This is a genomic window from Pseudoselenomonas ruminis (genome assembly GCF_008271295.1).
Classification (GTDB): domain Bacteria; phylum Bacillota; class Negativicutes; order Selenomonadales; family Selenomonadaceae; genus Selenomonas_A; species Selenomonas_A ruminis.
Genome location: NZ_VTOY01000001.1, coordinates 285,438 through 303,667, shown reverse-complemented (window position 1 = coordinate 303,667; position 18,230 = coordinate 285,438). Strand labels below are relative to the sequence as shown.

The 18,230-nt window shown below is 49.1% G+C and carries 7 protein-coding genes; all 7 read right to left on the bottom strand.

The window, feature by feature from the left end; translation table 11 throughout:
* Window positions 1–85: 85 nt before the first annotated feature.
* Window positions 86–2,308, bottom strand: a complete 2,223-nt coding sequence (locus tag FZ040_RS01220; RefSeq protein ID WP_149170324.1) for a RelA/SpoT family protein — start codon at window positions 2,306–2,308, stop codon at window positions 86–88.
* Between the two features lie 12 nt (window positions 2,309–2,320).
* Window positions 2,321–4,291: a single-stranded-DNA-specific exonuclease RecJ gene (gene recJ, locus FZ040_RS01215; protein WP_149170323.1), complete on the bottom strand. Its 1,971-nt coding sequence runs from the start codon at window positions 4,289–4,291 to the stop codon at window positions 2,321–2,323.
* Between the two features lie 149 nt (window positions 4,292–4,440).
* On the bottom strand, window positions 4,441–10,998 hold the full coding sequence (locus FZ040_RS01210; protein WP_149170322.1) for an EAL domain-containing protein: 6,558 nt from the start codon (window positions 10,996–10,998) through the stop codon (window positions 4,441–4,443).
* 194 nt (window positions 10,999–11,192) lie between these two features.
* On the bottom strand, window positions 11,193–14,585 hold the full coding sequence (locus FZ040_RS01205) for a DEAD/DEAH box helicase family protein (RefSeq protein ID WP_149170321.1): 3,393 nt from the start codon (window positions 14,583–14,585) through the stop codon (window positions 11,193–11,195).
* Between the two features lie 144 nt (window positions 14,586–14,729).
* Window positions 14,730–15,281, bottom strand: a complete 552-nt coding sequence (locus FZ040_RS01200; protein WP_255448690.1) for a restriction endonuclease subunit S — start codon at window positions 15,279–15,281, stop codon at window positions 14,730–14,732.
* A 37-nt stretch (window positions 15,282–15,318) separates the two neighbouring features.
* Window positions 15,319–16,314, bottom strand: a complete 996-nt coding sequence (xerA, locus tag FZ040_RS01195; RefSeq protein WP_149170320.1) for a site-specific tyrosine recombinase/integron integrase — start codon at window positions 16,312–16,314, stop codon at window positions 15,319–15,321.
* A 720-nt stretch (window positions 16,315–17,034) separates the two neighbouring features.
* A complete protein-coding gene (locus tag FZ040_RS01190; RefSeq protein WP_149170319.1) occupies window positions 17,035–18,177 on the bottom strand; it encodes a restriction endonuclease subunit S in 1,143 nt (380 codons plus the stop codon).
* Window positions 18,178–18,230: the final 53 nt, after the last annotated feature.

Below are 18,230 nucleotides of genomic sequence, written 5' to 3'. Positions count from 1 at the left end.
TAGCCTTATGACAAACTATCCGCCAGCTGCTTTGGCATTTTACAAAAAATACTGCCTCACCTTACGAGAGACAGTATTTTCACCTTCAGCCATTAACATTACTGCTCATTTTCCGGACTACGCTGTAAACGTCTTTTACGCGGCGCAGCTTCGTCATAATCTGCGTGACCTGGGTGGAATTGCGCACATCAAGGCCCAGCATAATCGTTGACGTCTTGTTGCTGCGGTTCGGATTCGCATTGATGCTGTGGATGTTGATTTTCATCTCGGTCGGAACCGCTAAGACATTGTTCAGGATACCACTGCGGTCATTGCAAACAATCTCGAGTTCTACCGTGTACTGTTTATCAAGACCAATATCCCAGCCGACATCAATCAGACGCGAAAAATCGGTATCCTGCAGCACATTCGGGCAGTCGGTCCGATGTACCGACACGCCGCGGCCGCGCGTAACAAATCCAACAATCGGGTCACCCGGAATCGGATTGCAGCAACGGGCTAAACGGACCATGACGCCGCTTTCGCCCTCGACCAGCACACCGTGGCTTGATTTGTTCTTCTTACCACTCTGCGACGGATGCTTGAGTTCAGCAATGATTTTCGAAATATCCGGTGGCGTGCGCTCCTGAACTTCCTTTTTGTGCATCTCAATCAGCTTGGTCAAAATGCCATGAATCGGCACACCACCATAGCCAAGGGTTGCTAATAGGTCATCTTCCGTCAGGATATTGAGTTTTTTCGCAACCTCCAGCAGCCGGCCTTCCTTAATGAGGTCTTTGGGCGCATAACCGAGCCGCTTGGCCTCATCCTTTAAGAGTTCCAGACCGCGCTCAATATTTTCCTCGCGCTTCTCCTTCTTGAACCACGAACGGATTTTACTGCGAGTCTCCGACGAAGCGACGATGTTCAGCCAGTCACGGCTCGGGCCATTGTTCGCCTTATTGGTAATAACCGACACGATATCGCCATTTTTCAGTTTATGCTCAAGCGGTACGAGCTTGCCATTGACCTTGGCCCCGACGCAGTGATGACCGACTTCGGTGTGGATGCGATAGGCAAAGTCAATCGGAATCGACCCCTTCGGCAAATCGATGACATCACCCTTCGGCGTAAAGACGAAAACTTCATCGGAAAAGATATCCACCTTCAACGCCTCGAAGTACTCCTTCGGGTCGGAAAGTTCCTGCTGCAGGTTGACCATCTGGCGAAGCCAGTTCATCTTCTGGTCAACGGCCTTGCCCGCCGTGGCCCCCTTGCCGGCTTCCTTATACTTCCAATGCGCAGCAACACCGTACTCCGATACTTGATGCATCTGGAACGTACGAATCTGAATCTCGAGCGGATACCCGCGCGTCATAACCGTCGTATGCAGCGACTGATAGCCGTTTGATTTCGGCATGGCGATATAATCCTTAAACCGTCCCGGAATCGGCTTCCACATCGCATGGATAACGCCCAAAACGCCATAGCAGTCCTTGACGCTGTCCACCAGCACGCGGACGGCTGACAAATCATAGATTTCACTGATATCCTTATGGTCGCGCTTCATCTTTTTATAGATGCTGTAAAAATGCTTGGCGCGGCCTTTGATATCGGCCTTGATTTTTGCCTCTTGTAATTTCTCCGCAATCGCCGCAATCGCCGTGTCGATGAAAATTTGGCGCTCCTTGCGCTTCTGTTTGACGTTCTCGACCAAATCGTAGTAGATTTCCGGCTCAAGGTAACGCAGGCAAAGGTCCTCCAATTCCCATTTGACATTGGAAATACCGAGGCGGTTCGCCAGCGGTGCATAGATTTCGATGGTCTCCTTGGCAATGCGCTTCTGCTTGTCCTCGCGCATGTACTTGAGCGTGCGCATATTGTGCAGGCGGTCGGCCAGCTTGACCATGATAACGCGGATATCCTTGGCCATCGCCAAAAACATCTTGCGGTAGTTTTCCAGCTGGACTTCTTCTTTTGATTTATACTTGATGCGCCCGAGCTTGGTCACACCATCGACAATCATGGCGACTTCCTCGCCAAACATCTCTTCAATCTGCTCTTTCGTGTAGAGCGTATCCTCGACGACATCGTGCAGGAGCGCCGCGCTGACCGTTACATCATCGATATGAAGTTCCGTCAGGATTTGCGCCACATGCAGCGGGTGGATGATGTATTCTTCGCCCGACACGCGGGTCTGTCCCTTGTGCGCAGCTGCCGCCAAATCGTAGGCGCGCTGAATCATCGCCGTATCTGCTTTTGGCTCGTAGGCCAGTACCGACGCAAGGATCGATTCAATGGTGACTGGGGCTTTATCTTTATCGTTCATTCTCTTCCCTCCTCAGCGATGACGTCGATACGTCGGCGAATTATCTAACTCCATCCGGCCGGAAGCCTTCGGCAGATAGTAGTGATTTTCTTTCAAATCGAGCCGCAAAAGACCAAGCTCCTGAAAAATGCGCAGCCCTGTGCTCATCGTATACAGGGAAATGCGGTTTCCCCGCTGGCAAAAGTTCATGGTAAGCTCAGCAGCCGTGTACGGAATGCTATTTTCCTGCTGCTGAATCCCATAGAGGAAGCGGTAAATCGCCACGAGCTGCTCACGCTCGGGGAATACCTTTTCCCCATCAGCGGGGCCCAAGGTATCCACCATGCACTGAAGGCTGCGGCGCCCCTGCCATTCGTTAATCGCAGGGCTGTATACCATATCAATCGCCTCGGCATTGACGATACCCGCATACTCACTCTTGTTCCAAAAGAGGGCCGCAATCGGCGCCGCGGTCTTGCCCACCTGAAAGCGCAAATGCTGTTTCTGGCTGCCAATTGCCGCCGCCCCCATCGCACGAATTCCCCGGCAGCCAAAGAGCGGCTTGGGATTTCCCATGCCATAAGGTTCAAAGAGCGCCAACTCCTCTACCAGCTCAAACGTAACAGCCTCGGGAGCCAATTCAAATTCCACATTGACCTTGGGAATGTAATCCTCATCGGAAAGCGTTTCAGCTACCACCTTGGAAAAGGCCTCGCGAAAAGCCGGAAGCTCCGAAAGCTCTACGGATAACCCTGCCGCCTGCGCATGGCCGCCAAACTGGATGATGTGGTCCTGGCACTTTTTGAGTGCTTCATACATGTGCAAACCCTCGATGCTGCGGCAGGAGCCCTTGCAAACGCCATCATCCTGGATGCTAAGGACAATCGTCGGTTTGTAGTAGCGGTCTACCAAGCGGGACGCCACGATGCCAATCACACCGGGATTCCAGTTTTCGCCAGCAACTACGAGCGCCGGCATATTGTCCGGGTCTTTGCCAGCCAGCTGGTCTTCGGCCAGCTTTAAAATTTCCTGCTCAATCGATTGGCGCTTGGTGTTTAACAGATCAAGCTCATTGGCCAGCTTATCCGCTTCTTCCTTATCCTCTGAGAGCAGCAGCCGAACACCCTTGGTTCCAGAACCAATGCGGCCGGCGGCGTTGAGCCGCGGAGCCAACTGAAACCCGACATGACCAGTATTTACGGCCTTGTCCTGAATGCCCGCCACATGAATCAGCGCCCGAATCCCGGCAAACGAAGAATCCTGCATCGAAGCCAATCCTTCTTTTACAATGCGCCGGTTTTCGCCGGTGAGCGGAACAATATCCGCTACAGTTCCGAGCGCCACCAATTCCAAATCCTGTCCGTATTCTTCGCCTTTTAGTTCACGCCAAAGAGCCTGACAAAGCTTAAAGGCGACACCAGCACCACATAATTCCTTATCGGGGTACGGACAATCGGCGCGATGCGGATTGACAACGGCCAGCGCGTCAGGAAGCACATCACCCGGCAGATGGTGGTCGGTCACGATGATATCCAGTTTCCCCTTCATAGCCGCCACGTCATCCACCGAAGCGATGCCGCAATCCACCGATACCAAAAGCGTTACGCCTTTAGCGGCAATCTGCTGAAGTGCAGGCAGGTTAAAGCCATACCCTTCCTTTACGCGGTCGGGAATATGAAACGATACCGCCGCCCCGAGTTTTTTTAGATTGTGTACGAGCAGTGACGTTGCCGACATGCCATCGACATCATAGTCGCCATAGACCATGATTTTTTCTCCGCCCGTTATCGCTTGTTTTATGCGGGCAACAGCTGCATCCATGTCCTTCATGAGAAACGGATCATAAAACGGCTGCTTCTCCGGATGCAAAAAACGCTCTGCTTCCTCTATATTGGTAATCCCACGATGCCACAAAATCCCTGCGGACAATTCCGTAATGCCAAGTTTTTGGGCAAACGCCGCCGACTCAGGCACTGTATCATAAAGTTTCCATTGTTTTAACATTGTTTACAACTCCTAAGCTATATATTAACGTATTTTATTACTTTTATCCATATTTTTCTACCAAATAGAACTTTTTAGCCCGCATGTGCACAATCGTAATACAAAAAGACGACAATCCTCCGTTTCCCGGACAAATTGCCGTCTTTTCCTTATCCAAGATATTCTTGCAATTTTAATAACAGCGATGGTACATCAACAGGTTTGGTGATGTAGTCGTCCATGCCGCTATCCATCGCCACGCGCCGGTCTTCCGCAAAAGCATTAGCGGTCATGGCCAGGATGGGGACGTGCCGCCTTCCATCTTCCAACTTACGGATTTCCCGGGTAGCTTCGAGTCCATCCATAACCGGCATCTGGATGTCCATGAGGATGAGGTCAAACCGCTTGGGGTCCTCGGCATAACGTTCCACCGCCAGCGCACCATTTTCGGCTGGCACCAGTTCTGCGCCATAATCGCCGAGCAGCGCCAAAATAATCTCCAAATTGATTTCATTATCTTCAACGACGAGAATCGTCCGGCCCGCAAAATGGCCTGCCTCAGGCAGCATAGCTTTGCGTTTCTCGGTTTGCTGCACCGCTGCCGTTTTGGCCAAGCGAAGCGCGATTTCGATATGGAACGTCGTCCCACAGCCCTGCTCACTGTAAACGCTAATCGAACCGTTCATCATGTCGACGATATTCTTGACAATCGCCATGCCAAGGCCCGTACCCTGGATTTTGCTGACCGTACTGGTCCGTTCGCGAGTGAACGGTTCAAAAATATGCCGGACATACTCCTCACTCATACCGATACCCGTATCCCAGACCTCAAAGCTGAAATTTCCATAACCAACAGGCGCATTATCCATCTGTACGACGCGCAAGCCGATACTGCCGCCACTTGCCGTGAATTTCATCGCATTGGACAGACAGTTCAACAGGATTTGGTTGATGCGCAGCTTATCGCAGATAACTACAGTATCTTTGACGCCCTCGACATCCAGGAAAAAATCCAGCCCTTTCTGCTTCATATCATTTTGCAGAATATCCCGGATTCCCCCAACCAATTCCTGCAAATTGACTGGCTTTTCCTCCAAGGTCACTTTACCGCTCTCAATGCGGCTCATGTCCAGCACATCGTTGATAAGCGACAACAGATGGTGGCTGGCCATCGAAATCTTTTGCAAATACTCCTGCACCAAGCGGCTGTTATTCTTATGCACTTCGGCCAGTTCCGTAAAGCCGATAATGGCATTCATTGGCGTGCGAATATCATGGGACATATTCGACAAGAAATCCGTCTTGGCCTTGCTGGCCGCATTTGCCTGCTGAAGCGCCAGCGCGAGCTGGTCATGCTGTACCTCCAGCTTTTTCTTCTGCTGTTTAACCTTGCGGTCAAGTGCCAGCTGCTCGGCCTGCTTGAAATCAATCGCCATAAAGGACATGATGATGCGCGATACCCTTCCATCGAGCTGCCGGTCCGTGACCTGAAGGATCGCCCGTCGCCAGGTATTCTCCTTCCCCGGCATTTCGTAAATATATTCCCGGCGGTTATCCGCAGCCAGCAGCTTCTGAACATACTGCGGATTGCTCAGCTGCTCCCATAGCGGCTTATAGGCTGGCGCCACGAGTTTTGCCAGCGAGCCAATAACCGTGTGATAATCCCGGGACTCATGCTGTCTCTTGACATAGCTAAATGGCAGGAATCCGCGAATCCGGCCCGATTCCAATTCACAGACGTAAATCGCACTGTACTCCTTGACCAGCTGATCGTTGACATAGCGCAGGCGAATCTCATCGTCACGATCCAAGAAGCCCAGCACGACCTGCTTGGGTTCGCCATTGGGATTCATCCGGACAAATTTGAGCTCACGGAAATAGAGCATCTTGTCATGCCAGACGCTGAATATCACCGAATAGGTATTGTTTTTGCCAAGTTCGGCCTGCACCTTTTCCAAACTGCTGTCGGTAAGCACCCGCAGGCGTTCTGGTTCATAAACCCGTTGCGACACAAAGGACTGCATCGCACGGCTATACCCCTTTTGAATCGGGAAGACCGCTTCGAGCTTCTTCGATTCCTGCCGGAAGGGAATCATGTCCCCCGTCAGCAAATCCAGCAAATAAACGGCCGCATATTCTTCGGCCAGCCCAGCAATCATATCGCTATTCTGCCGTTTTTCCAACGCATTGGTATATTCGCGCCGGATAGCTTCATCCTGATCCGCCAGCGCCAGCAGAACGTGATTGACACTACTTTCCGCCTCATCAATGCGCACGGCCTTCCAGGCGTAGAACCTGCCAGCGCTGTTTTCAAACCGCCCGCTGGTGCTGCACTGCTGGCAAAGTTCCTGCCCAAGCGCGGATACCGACAATCTCGCCAGCATTTCCTCCCGATAGTTTTCCTGCACGGCTTCGCGGCAAAAATCCACGAGCCCCGCCGAGTAACTCTTGCAATCAATAAGTTTTTGGTAGCAGGCGGCTCCCATGCTTTCCGCCCGCTGCAAGCAACGGGCAACCTTATCCTCCCGCAGCTGCAATTCGAGAATCAAACCGTACTCTTGGGCAATTGCCTGGATGATTTGACGGTCGTACATCTCCCGACGCGAATGTTCATCGCACTCAGCAAAACCGATAAGCACCTGCATGCTGTCGCCCGCACTGCTTTCCCGGGCAATTTTGATTTCATAATACACCTGCTCATCGTTTAAGTATATCTGGCTGTAATACGGGGCTTTCGACAACTGTTCAAACATGTACCGCGTCGACAACGCCTGCCGCACCGCTTTGCGGTCGCGTTCGCAAACGGACATATTGATAAAGCCGTCGACAATCTCCCGGTATGGCCGATCGAGCAGCAAACGATCAAATTTCACCCGATGACGGTCATGAAGCTTTAGGATTTCAAACGTCTCCTCTGGCAAGCGCAACGAATAAACCGTCAAAAACTCCTGAGACAGCGTCGCCGCAATGCCGGCATCATACGGCAGCGTCTGATAATCCATCAGCCGGCGCTGTTTGGCATCGTCGTAAAGGAAATCATAGAACACTTCGCCATGCTCGGGGCTGCGCACCAAGCGCCCAATGTCGTGAACGTAGCGGATATTGCCCTTTTTCGTGACAATCCGGAACGTCACGAAATCAATGCGCTTGCCTTCCTGATGCATAATCTGGTTCCAAATGCTTTTTTCGACGGCATCGCGGTCCTCGGGCATAATGAGATTGCGGAAACTGCCCTGCACAAAGCGCAGCAAATCATCCATGTCCTCGCACTCAGCCAAATCCACCAGCGCCTGATTGCCATAGAGAATTTCCCCCTGCCCCGTGGCCCGGTATACCATGACCGCCCCGGGCAGGCCATCCATGATTTCTATGTCATCAAGCCCCTGGGTGGTACGCAGGCGGCTGTTAACCGTTGCATCAAACAGCTGATAGGTATTCTTGCCCTGCAGCTTCGCCTGATAGAGCGCTGCATCGGCCTTGCGTCCCAGCACGGGCAGATTCATGCCATGAACCGGGTAAACTGCCGCGCCAATCGAAAGTGTAATGGCAATCTCGCTGCCTTCAAAGGTGAACGTATGCGGCCGGACAGCACAGCGCTGCACGCGCTCTTCCACCTGGGCCCAGTCGGTATCCTTAATAAACACCAAAAATTCATCGCTGGCATTGCGGCCAATAATGCTGTCATGACCAAATAAATATTTAACGTCACTTGCGACACACCGAATGGCTTCATCGCCAACTACATAGCCATAACGATCGTTGATGAACTGCAGATTGTCGATATCCGCCACCAGCAAAACGCCAGTCTTATCGGGATACTGCTCCAAGTACTCGTAAACATAACGGTCAATTCCCGTCCGGTTCAGTAAGCCGGTCAGCTCATCTACCTCGTGATGGGCGGCCGTCTCATATTGCGCATAGACATAATTGAAATAATCGGCTAACCGTTCCTGCGGCAATTCCTGAATACAGAACAGGAACCGCTTATTCGACTCTGTGGCAATGATGTTAAGGGCCACCCAGCGGCAGGCGCCCCCGGGCAGATTGATGCGGAAAAACTCACGCAGGCAGCGCTGCTCCTGTTTTTCCATGAGTGCCAGCCAATCGTCCTGCATCAATGATACAAAGCGCTTGCGGTCCTCGGGATGAATGACATGCTGCGCGAACAGGCCGATAACCTCCTGCAGCGACAGCGCCCCTTCAAACCCGCCCCAATGTTTTTGCGAATAGACCTTTTCAAAACTGTCCTGCCCTACATCGATGAGGACGATATCCTGAAACATCTCAATCAAATACTGCGACGACGGATGAAACTTTGACAGCTCCAGACTCGTAAAATTATTGGTCGCATTATGCGTGGTAAAGCGGTAATACTGATGACCGCTCCGCTCGCCAATGTATTCGATTTTGAGCAGGCAAAGATTTCCCTTCAACAGGAAATTATGCAAAACGATTTGTCCCTGCTTGCGTGCATCCTGGCAAAGTTCATAGAGCTGGTTAATCCAATTCATCGCGCCGGCGTTGACGCGTGTCTCAGCTTCCTGAAGCCCGTCAAACCCAAACAGACGAAGAAGCTCCATATAACAGGGATTGGCCCCTAGATAGTGAAGCCGCGACCGCCAGAACTCCACAACCGCCATGCCATCATCAATCAAAAAATCCGTACGGCTAATTTCCCGGAACAATGCGGCATCGTCCACCTGCTCGATTTCCATGCCCTGCTGGCGAATCTGTTCAAAGGCACTAAACAGCGCCTGCGGGTGGCCAAAGAAATAGCCCTGCACCATCTCGCAGCCCATTTCCGCCAAGACGCGCAGCTGTTCCTCGGTCTCCACGCCCTCGGCTAACGTCATGATTCCGATGCGCTTGGCCATCGCTACCGTATAGCGGATGATTTCCTGCGAACGGTCGTTTAACTGCGACACAAAACGCATATCCAATTTGAGCACATCAAAATCGCAGTCTTTTAACGTGTTAAGCGAGGAATACCCATTGCCAAAATCGTCCATCCAGACGGCATAACCAGCCGCCTTAAACCGCGCAATCTGCTGCCGGACTTTTTCCTCACCTACCAGCAGGCTTTCCGTCACCTCGATATGCAAAAGGCTGCGCGAAAGATTCTGCGCCGTCACGGCCTCCTCGACCACCGCAAAAATATCGCAAAGCAAAAAGTCCAGCCGCGAAAGATTAACCGAAACCGGGACGACCGGCCGCCCGATGTCCAGACATTTGCGCAAGTCCTTACAAATCTGGCGAATCATATAACAGTCAAGCTTATGAATCTGCCGGGTATTTTCAAGCGTGGGGATAAAAATCCCTGGGCTTAACATACCGCGCTGCGGGTCCTGCCAGCGCGCCAGCGCCTCAAAGCTGCAAAGCGTACGCGTCATAGTGCGGACAATCGGCTGATAATACACCTGAATGTATTCCTGTCGCACCGCATCGTCAATATGGGCCGCAACATAATCGTGAAGCTCGACCTGCTGCTCCATTTCCGCCGTGTAATGCACACAATCTTTATCCTGCGACAGGCGCAAAAAATCTGCGGCCAGCTTCGCCCGGTCACAGGCGCGCAGGAAGGCTTTCTCATCTTCACCACCGAGACAGATGCCCGCATAGAGGCGCAGGACCTCGCCCTTTTCCTGCTCCATAACCTGCCGCTTGACTTCGGCAAAAGCCTGCTCGACCCTGTCGGCAGCACTTAGCACTACAAACCGCTCGCGCGCAAACCGGCAGACAAGTTCCTCGGGAAACTGCCGCCGGATCTGTCCGGCAATACGGTTCATCAAATCATCATCCGAAAAGTCATACCTGCTCATACGCGACGGCATGCGCTGAACGCGGATATCGATGACCGCCGGCTGCGCTCCCTCCCGCATAATGCGTTTAGCTGCCACATGGCCGCGCAGACGGAAGTAATTGCCATTGGGAAGATTCGTCAGTTCATCGTAAAACTTTTCATCGCGTAATGCCGCCCGCAACAAATAAGCCGGCTGCCCCTTCCAAATCGTTCGGATTACCTGGAGCAATATTTCCGTCTCGCCGCCTGCCACCGGCACAATCGTCTCGGGTCCATCGGCTAATGCTTCGAGCTCAATGACACTCGTATCCCCTGCTGGATAAAAATATTCCTCAAAGGTTATGCCACTGTCAAAAAAACGAACCGGCGGCCAAAGCACGCGCATCTCACGATTGCACATAAAAAGCTCGTGCCCCTCTGCCCCCACAATGGCAAACGCTTCCCCGTTGCTATTGATTAATTCTTCCAGCGTATGGATATAGAGTTTCTCATGCGAATGGGATTCGTCAATCGCCTCAGTCACATCATCATAAAACACCACCGCATACTCCGTGCCATCCGCAAGGTAGCGATGAGTCCCACGGGCATGCAAAATGCGATACTCCTCCTTGCCATAGAGCCGTTCCCGATACAAGGCATCGTATATGCTGCCATGCGTGCGCGCAAAATCCATGGCTGCCACGGCAACATGAACCGTGTCATCGGGATGAACGTTTTTATACATATCGTTTTCAAACTGGCAGACCAATTGTTCACGCGTATAGCCCGGCTCCTGCAAAGCCAGCAGCCCATCCGATACCAACAACACGTGAATCTTGCCGTTCAAAAACTGATATATCGCGAGCGGGATATCCAGCATCTCCAGCGCCGCCCGTTTTTCTGGTGTCAATATATAAGGCCGATTCTTCAACTGGTCTTTCTTGCTCATAATAAGTCCTCTCCCCAGTTACGCCCATTTTCCTCTTCTTATCCTCTGATAGTTCGTTTTTGACAAGTCAAATTCCTGCTTGACTTGTCAAGTTGACCATCGCCGCCCCCAGGCATCCTAAAAGTCAAAATTCGCCTGACCGGTCAACTTTTTTGACCAGTCAGGCGAACCATTCTGCCTCAGTGATATCACGCTTAGGCAATCTCGATGCTGTTATTCTTCACCATGTCTACACGCTCAAGTATCTTACTAATTTCCGTTTCTTGTCCTGCAAAGATATCCATCAAATCTCCGCACGAATCAAAAATAGGATTCAGCAAATCCTCGCGTTCCATAACTCCATTCTGGGCAATGTAATCAATGATGCGCTGCACAAAATCCATCTGATTGGAATTGAGCCGATTTGCCTGCAAAAACTCAGCAAAAGCTTCTTCGACTGCGCCGCGCTCCATACCGACAATCCTGCGTACCATTTGCCCTACTGGAAGATTTCCATACGTCTCTTCATAGTCATGTTCCGTGCCAAGCTCCTGCCACAGGATACGTTCTAATTCTTTAAGGTCAGTGCTCGTCAAGCGCTTATTATTTCTGAGCTTATACACGGCCAGATTATCTTTATGGTCTTGCAAATACCGTGTCACTTTCTTCTCATAAGCCTCCGATGCATATTGAGCTGGTGTCTCATGCACACCAGGCAGTTCAATCAACTCATCGGAGATGTCCACCGTATAGATAGGACTCTTGCTCTTCGTGAGCAAACGAATAAGATCACGGAGCTCCTTGCGCGTCTGCTCCAATTTATGAATCGTGACTTGTTCCCAAAACTCTGGCTGCCGTACCCGCTTGATAAAGTCTGCATGTACCTGCACAAGCGAAATACTCTGCAAGGTATCGGCACTGAGACGCTCTGCCGTTTCTCTGACCATATTAGCCTTGCGCTCAATATCTTTACTTTCAAGCGTATCCAGCATCATTGAATATAGCAATAAATCGAACCGCCGCGCCGACTCATCCTCATCAACCGTAGTCATGAGTTGAGCAATATGCGCTTTTATTTCCTGCACATTCTGCTCAGTAAGCACATCCCAGGTCTGTGCCTCACTATAGCGCATAACATATTCGCGCTGCTGCTGAACACGGAAACTATCCTGATTCAGATTCTTTACTGCAGTCAATATTTTTTCACGAAGTTCTGCAACAAAATCCTTTTCCTCGGGATCATTTTGCAGCCGCAACAAATGATAGACATTCACTTGAACATTGAACAACCGCTCACTGATTGGTGTCTGCAACTTGTCATTGCTGCCCTTGTTCCCATGCACTTCGAAGTATTCAAAGTTCCCGCCATAGTCAAAGATACGGAAACCATCTTTATCTTGTCCTGGGCCATATAAATCCGGGCACAATCTCGTTCCACGGCCGATCATCTGCCAAAACTTACTAAAGGAATGTACTGTCTTGAAAAACACCAAGTTTACCAGCTCTGGCACATCAATACCGGTATCAAGCATATCTACCGACACCGCAATCTGTGGTGCTTTATTCGGCATGGTGAATTCTTTGATGATATGATCGTGATAATCCACACTGCCGTCAACCTGCTTAATGAAATCCTCTTTGTATTCTGGATAACGTTCATGGAAAACCTGCACGATATACTCCGCATGCTTGCGATTGCGTGCAAAGATAATCGTCTTGCCCAGCTTGTCGCCGCCTTCGATTTTCAGGCCACTCTCCATCAAATCATCCAGCACCTTCTCCACCGTCTCACGGATAAAGAAGTACTTATTGATTTCCGAATTCTTGACATCGGGAATCTCTTCGCCCTCAAGCCCCATCTCTAACTCCATCTGGGCTTTATCCTCTTCGCTGAGCTCTTTATACTTGATTCCCTCGCGCAGTCTTTTCGTCGTACGATTCAGCAATTCAAATGGAACCAGATACTCCTGTTTCACCGCCGAGTCAAAATCATACTCGAACGTCGGCACGCCATTATCCAGATGGAACTGACGATAGGTATTCTTGTCCACATCGCTCTTCGGGGTCGCCGTAAGCCCTAAAAGCATCGCATCAAAGTAGGCGAAAATCGCTTGATAGCGTTGATAGATGCTGCGATGGCTCTCGTCAATGACGATTAAATCAAAATGAGCTGGAGAAAATTTACGCAGACCATCCTTGCCCCGTGCTTCATCAATGGCATTCATCATCGTCGGATAAGTCGAGAATACGATGCGTGCTGTAGTTGCCTGTTCAGGATGCTCCAAAAGATTTGCCAGTGACGCCCGCTCCTTGAAAAACTCCTGATACTTTTCCATCGCCTGCGTCACGAGTGCCGTGCGGTCGGCCAAAAACAAAATGCGTTTAGCCCAGCCTGTCACCATAAAGAGATCCGACAAACTGATTGATATACGGGTCTTGCCCGTTCCTGTTGCGAGAACCAGCAAGAAACGCCGCCGCATACCATCGGCTGCCTCTTGCACAGCCCGAATCGCTTGTAACTGATACGGACGCCCCGCAATCTCTGGATTAGCCTGTACACTTGTCATCGGCTTGCGGTTCTCACGCTGATACATGCGGTCGGCCAAATCCTCAGGCGAGAAGAATCCCGATACACGCCGTTTGTCATAGCCACTCGCATCATCAAGGAAATATATATCATATCCATTCGTCAAAAAAATAAACGGACGCCGCCCAAATTCCCTTTCTTTGGAATCTGCATAGAGCTTCGCCTGCTCACGCCCTTTCTCGACACTATAGCTCGTACGCTTGGCTTCAATGATAGCTAGTGGCCTGCGGTCAGCGCCATAGAGAATATAGTCTGCAAAGCCGACACCTTGCGCGTTCGGCATATCGATGACAGCCTCTTCGATGGCACAGTTCCCACCAATTGACCAGCCCGCCTCACGCAAATCCCAATCGATAAACCGACGGCGCGTCTCGGCCTCAGTGATTTCATCCACCTTAAAGGACTGCTCCTGCTGCCTTGCCTTACGCAGTTCCTGCATCTGACGCTGCATCTCAGCCATGTCTGCCCTGGCCTTAACCAGTTCCTGCTCTTTTTTCGAAAGCGCTTCATCCTGCTGGCAAAGTTTCGCATTGAGATTTGCCAATTGCTTCTCACTCTGCTGAGCATCCACGCCCTCAACCGGCAACAATGTATCGTCAAATTGCAAATCCGTAGGTGCATCGCTATAGCAGTACGCCATCCACTGAAAGAAGTTAAACATAATGCGCAGGACAAGAATCGCATCCGAACGGGATATACTCTCCCCATGGGCAGCCGCATTGCCGATGCGCCGCACCCGGTCAAGCATCGCACACAACGTCGGATTATCCACCACATTTTTGAACTCATAGCTATGCAGCAGTGTGTGTAGTTCTTTATCACGGCCAGCCTTGAAGGGGTCAGCAATCGACAGGCCCTCTTGAATATATACCCACTTGATACCGAGTTCCAGAGCAGAACGGCAAAATATAGCCGTAGTCTCCGGCGCCAAAGAAAGCCCTTGCTCTGCTTTCTTTATACGGTCAGCGATATGCTTCCATTTGGGTTCCTGATTCATAAAGTCAAAATTTGAGCCCATCATTTCCCCTCCCTGTAAAACGACCACCGGTGTCTTTCCTTTATTTATCGAACAAAAAGCCACACTCCGCTGGAACGTGGCTTGATTTTGACATGTCAAACGTCAATCTTCTGTATATTATAACATATTACTCGCAAAATCTTATAATTATTTTGGCACATGCCCCAAACTTACCACTTTGCCTAATAACAATTTCGATTTGTCGGCCTGTGCTACGAAGTCGGCGAATTGGTTTTGTAGGTCGATTGGTGGAAATACGAACTCTATTTCAGAAAGTTGCCCCTTGCTCAAAATTCCTTTTAGTGCCATATTGACACCACTACAAATATAGTCTTTGGATAATCTGAATTGCTCGTACATGAAATGTGTATTTTGCTCATTAGGAATTATGGCGTTAATCTGTTGGTTGAATGCTACTTTTCGGTCAGCTATGGCAACATTACCGATGGAACGCAAACTACCTGCAATACAGGTCATCAAAATACTTCCAGCCTCCACAGTACGTCCGACTTCCTCACCTTTTTCAGAAAGGTATTCTGTGGCAGTAGTTAAGGTCTTAGCATCCGTGATATTGTCCGATTTTATCCATTCGATATTGCTTCCATAGTATTCCTTTACTTTGCGTGATGGCGTATTACCAGTTACAATATCACACTTGTCTGCTAATCGAGTTTTCTCCCACCCATGCGTATTAACCACCGGGTCTCCAAACATCTCTACAAACCGTGATTTGTCACTAAGCAATATATCTGCGATGGGAAATTTTCACATTGTTCTGGTCAACCATAGCGTATTCCATCGTCGTGTCAATCTTGCTATGTCCCAATAGCTGTTGCACTTGCTCGATAGGCATGCCCTTGTCTATGGCTTTGGTCGCCAGCGTGCGACGGAACTTATGCGGATGTACTTTGTTTATTCCCAGCCTACACCCCAGTGCTCTTAGCCTTATTTCTACGCCGCTTATTTGCAATCGCCTATAAGGTCTTTGTAGCGACACGAATAAGGCAGGATTATCATCCTGTCTACTCACCAGATAATTTTGCAGATGTATCTTCGTCCGCGCATCGAAATAAACCGGACGCTCCTTACTCCCCTTGCCAAGTACTATACACTCCCGATTTGCAAAATCAATATCGGCTCGATTCAGCCGTACCAATTCGCCTACTCGCATGCCTGTAGATGCCAGCAGATCAATGATTGCCAAATCCCGCAAGGTCATGCAGTTATCCCGCATCTGCTCCAATGCTTCATCACTGTATGTCTCCTTTACAACCTTCGCTGTACGGATTTTATGAATACGACGTACGGGACTTTTGAGGATATAGTCCTCTTCCTCCAGCCATGCAAAAAAGCTCGACAAAATTCGGCGAATGTTGTCGATGTTCCTCTGACTGCATCCATGCGCCTCTTGATAACCGGAAAGATACGCCCGCAAGTCCTCCGTTGTGATATGCGTCAAATGTTTCTTCAGCTGCCCCAAAACCTTCTGCAAAGTAAGCCGATAATAGCGTATCGTCCTGTCACTGCACCCCTCAACCTTTTTAGCCGCCAAAAACATATTCAACAATTCGTCATTACCAAGCTTCAACACAGCAGCTTCGGCACTTTGAACGGCAACCACGTTCCTACCTGCCAAACACTCAGTCAAAACAGCTTGCAACTGCAACAACTGAGCATTATCCAAAAACGGCAACATAGACTGCATAACTTCTTGAATGACGGTATCCTTCACAATCGTATTCCTTCCCACCAACCTCCAACACCACAAATACAAGCGATTATAGCATCATATCCACAAAAATGCTATAATTATTCTGCTGTTGATGCAGCTAACCACCTCAATGAAGGGAGGTGATTACATGCTCGTCGACCTTTTTATTTCTCTTGCAGTAGGCGTAGTTGCCAGTATAATTGGCAACTTCATCTATGAACGGCTAACGCGGCACAACAGCAAGGACCTCTAAGCTAGTCTACCACCTAGCAAAGCCCCCTATGCTTCGGCTAGGGGGTATTTACATAAAAACAGCCTGCTGTTAGCTACCACACTAACAACAGGCTATCTCGGCGATTACATACTCCGCCTTATTTCTCTTGTTATATAAATTCTAACATAAAAAATACATTACCGCAACATCAAAAAACTGACATTTCACCTCCTAATTGGTACTCCGCAACAGAAGGAAGGGATGTTATTCAAGGGATGCTCTTCACAGCATAGTGATTGCCATCATCGGTAATGTATCTGCCTACTACATTATCAAGTGGCTAACTTGGCTAATCACAAAAATCCGGAGTAACTAGCCCCAGTTTGGCATAGCTGCGAATATGCAAGAAAAGCACGTTAGCGAAGCTCCTAACCTTCCTAACGTGCTTTTCCTTTAGTTATCCAATGGTATAACGCTCTTCACAACGTTTGCCAATGACTAGACTATAACACAAGGGAATGTATAAATCAACCAAAATACTCCTGCATCAGCTTCGCCTTTAGCGTTTGCAAGTTTTCTATGCTTTGCTGGATGGACAATTTCGATTTGTCGGCCTGCTCTACAAACTTTCTATACTGTATTTGAAGTTCTTTAGGTGGCACAAATATCTTAACTTGAGCAATAGCACTCAATACAAAATCTTTATTAACTATCCCTTTTGTTAATCGTTGAGACTGCGCATAGCAGTAATCCATATTGAGCATGGACTCAAAGAACTTTCCATCAAGATTATCCCTAAACTTTAATACAGCAACATGTACCCAGTTAGCGAATTTCCTATCTGTGTCAACCAGCTTTGCTATACCAGTAGTCCCACCCTTAGAATACAAAATATCTCCTTTTTGAGGATAACATTTTTTTACACATGAATCATAGTCTTCTTTAGATATGTATTTTGCTGTACTCCAATCAATTCCAGAACCGTTTACTATATTTCTTGTAGATATGAAGGGAATCCCTGTTTCTTCTGATACATAGGAAGGAGACTTATGAGGGCCATCTTTAATGTAATAACATTCCTTGCCTACAGTTGATTGCCGCCAGCCCATCGGATTTGTGCGCATATCGCCAAACATCTCCACAAACCGTGATTTGACAAGCTCATCTAATACGGAAAGTGCCTCTCTACGAATAAAGATAAGTTGCTGTATTTCATCAACGATATCCGCAATCATTTGTTGTTTTTCCAGATTCCATACTGGAATTTTGAATTCTTTAAGGATATCTTTTCCTACAGCCTTAAAAGTGCTTCCTGTCCCTTGTTCAGCCAAACGCTCCTTATAATAATCCAGCAAATAAAACAAATATTTTAGATTATTTTCTCCTCTAGGACGAATAGCTGCCAATCCTCGTCCAATACAACATTTTTCCCGTGCAATGTTGACATCACCAATTGGTGCTCTCACAGACATAAGAATATCATTAGCCATTGCAATCTTTTTAGGCGATGTACAATACATTCTGACTGTAGGATAAACTTCACCAAAATCTGATTTCCCCTGATAAAAAGGTATTCCATCCCCCTTGTCATTATAAGATTCTGATTCAGGTGACTGTCCCATTATTATTTCTGCGACTTCATATAATATTTGGGTGATTGCCCTATTCATTTTAATCCTCACGTTTCATTTATTAGAACACTTTCCTCTTTAAGAAAAGTCTT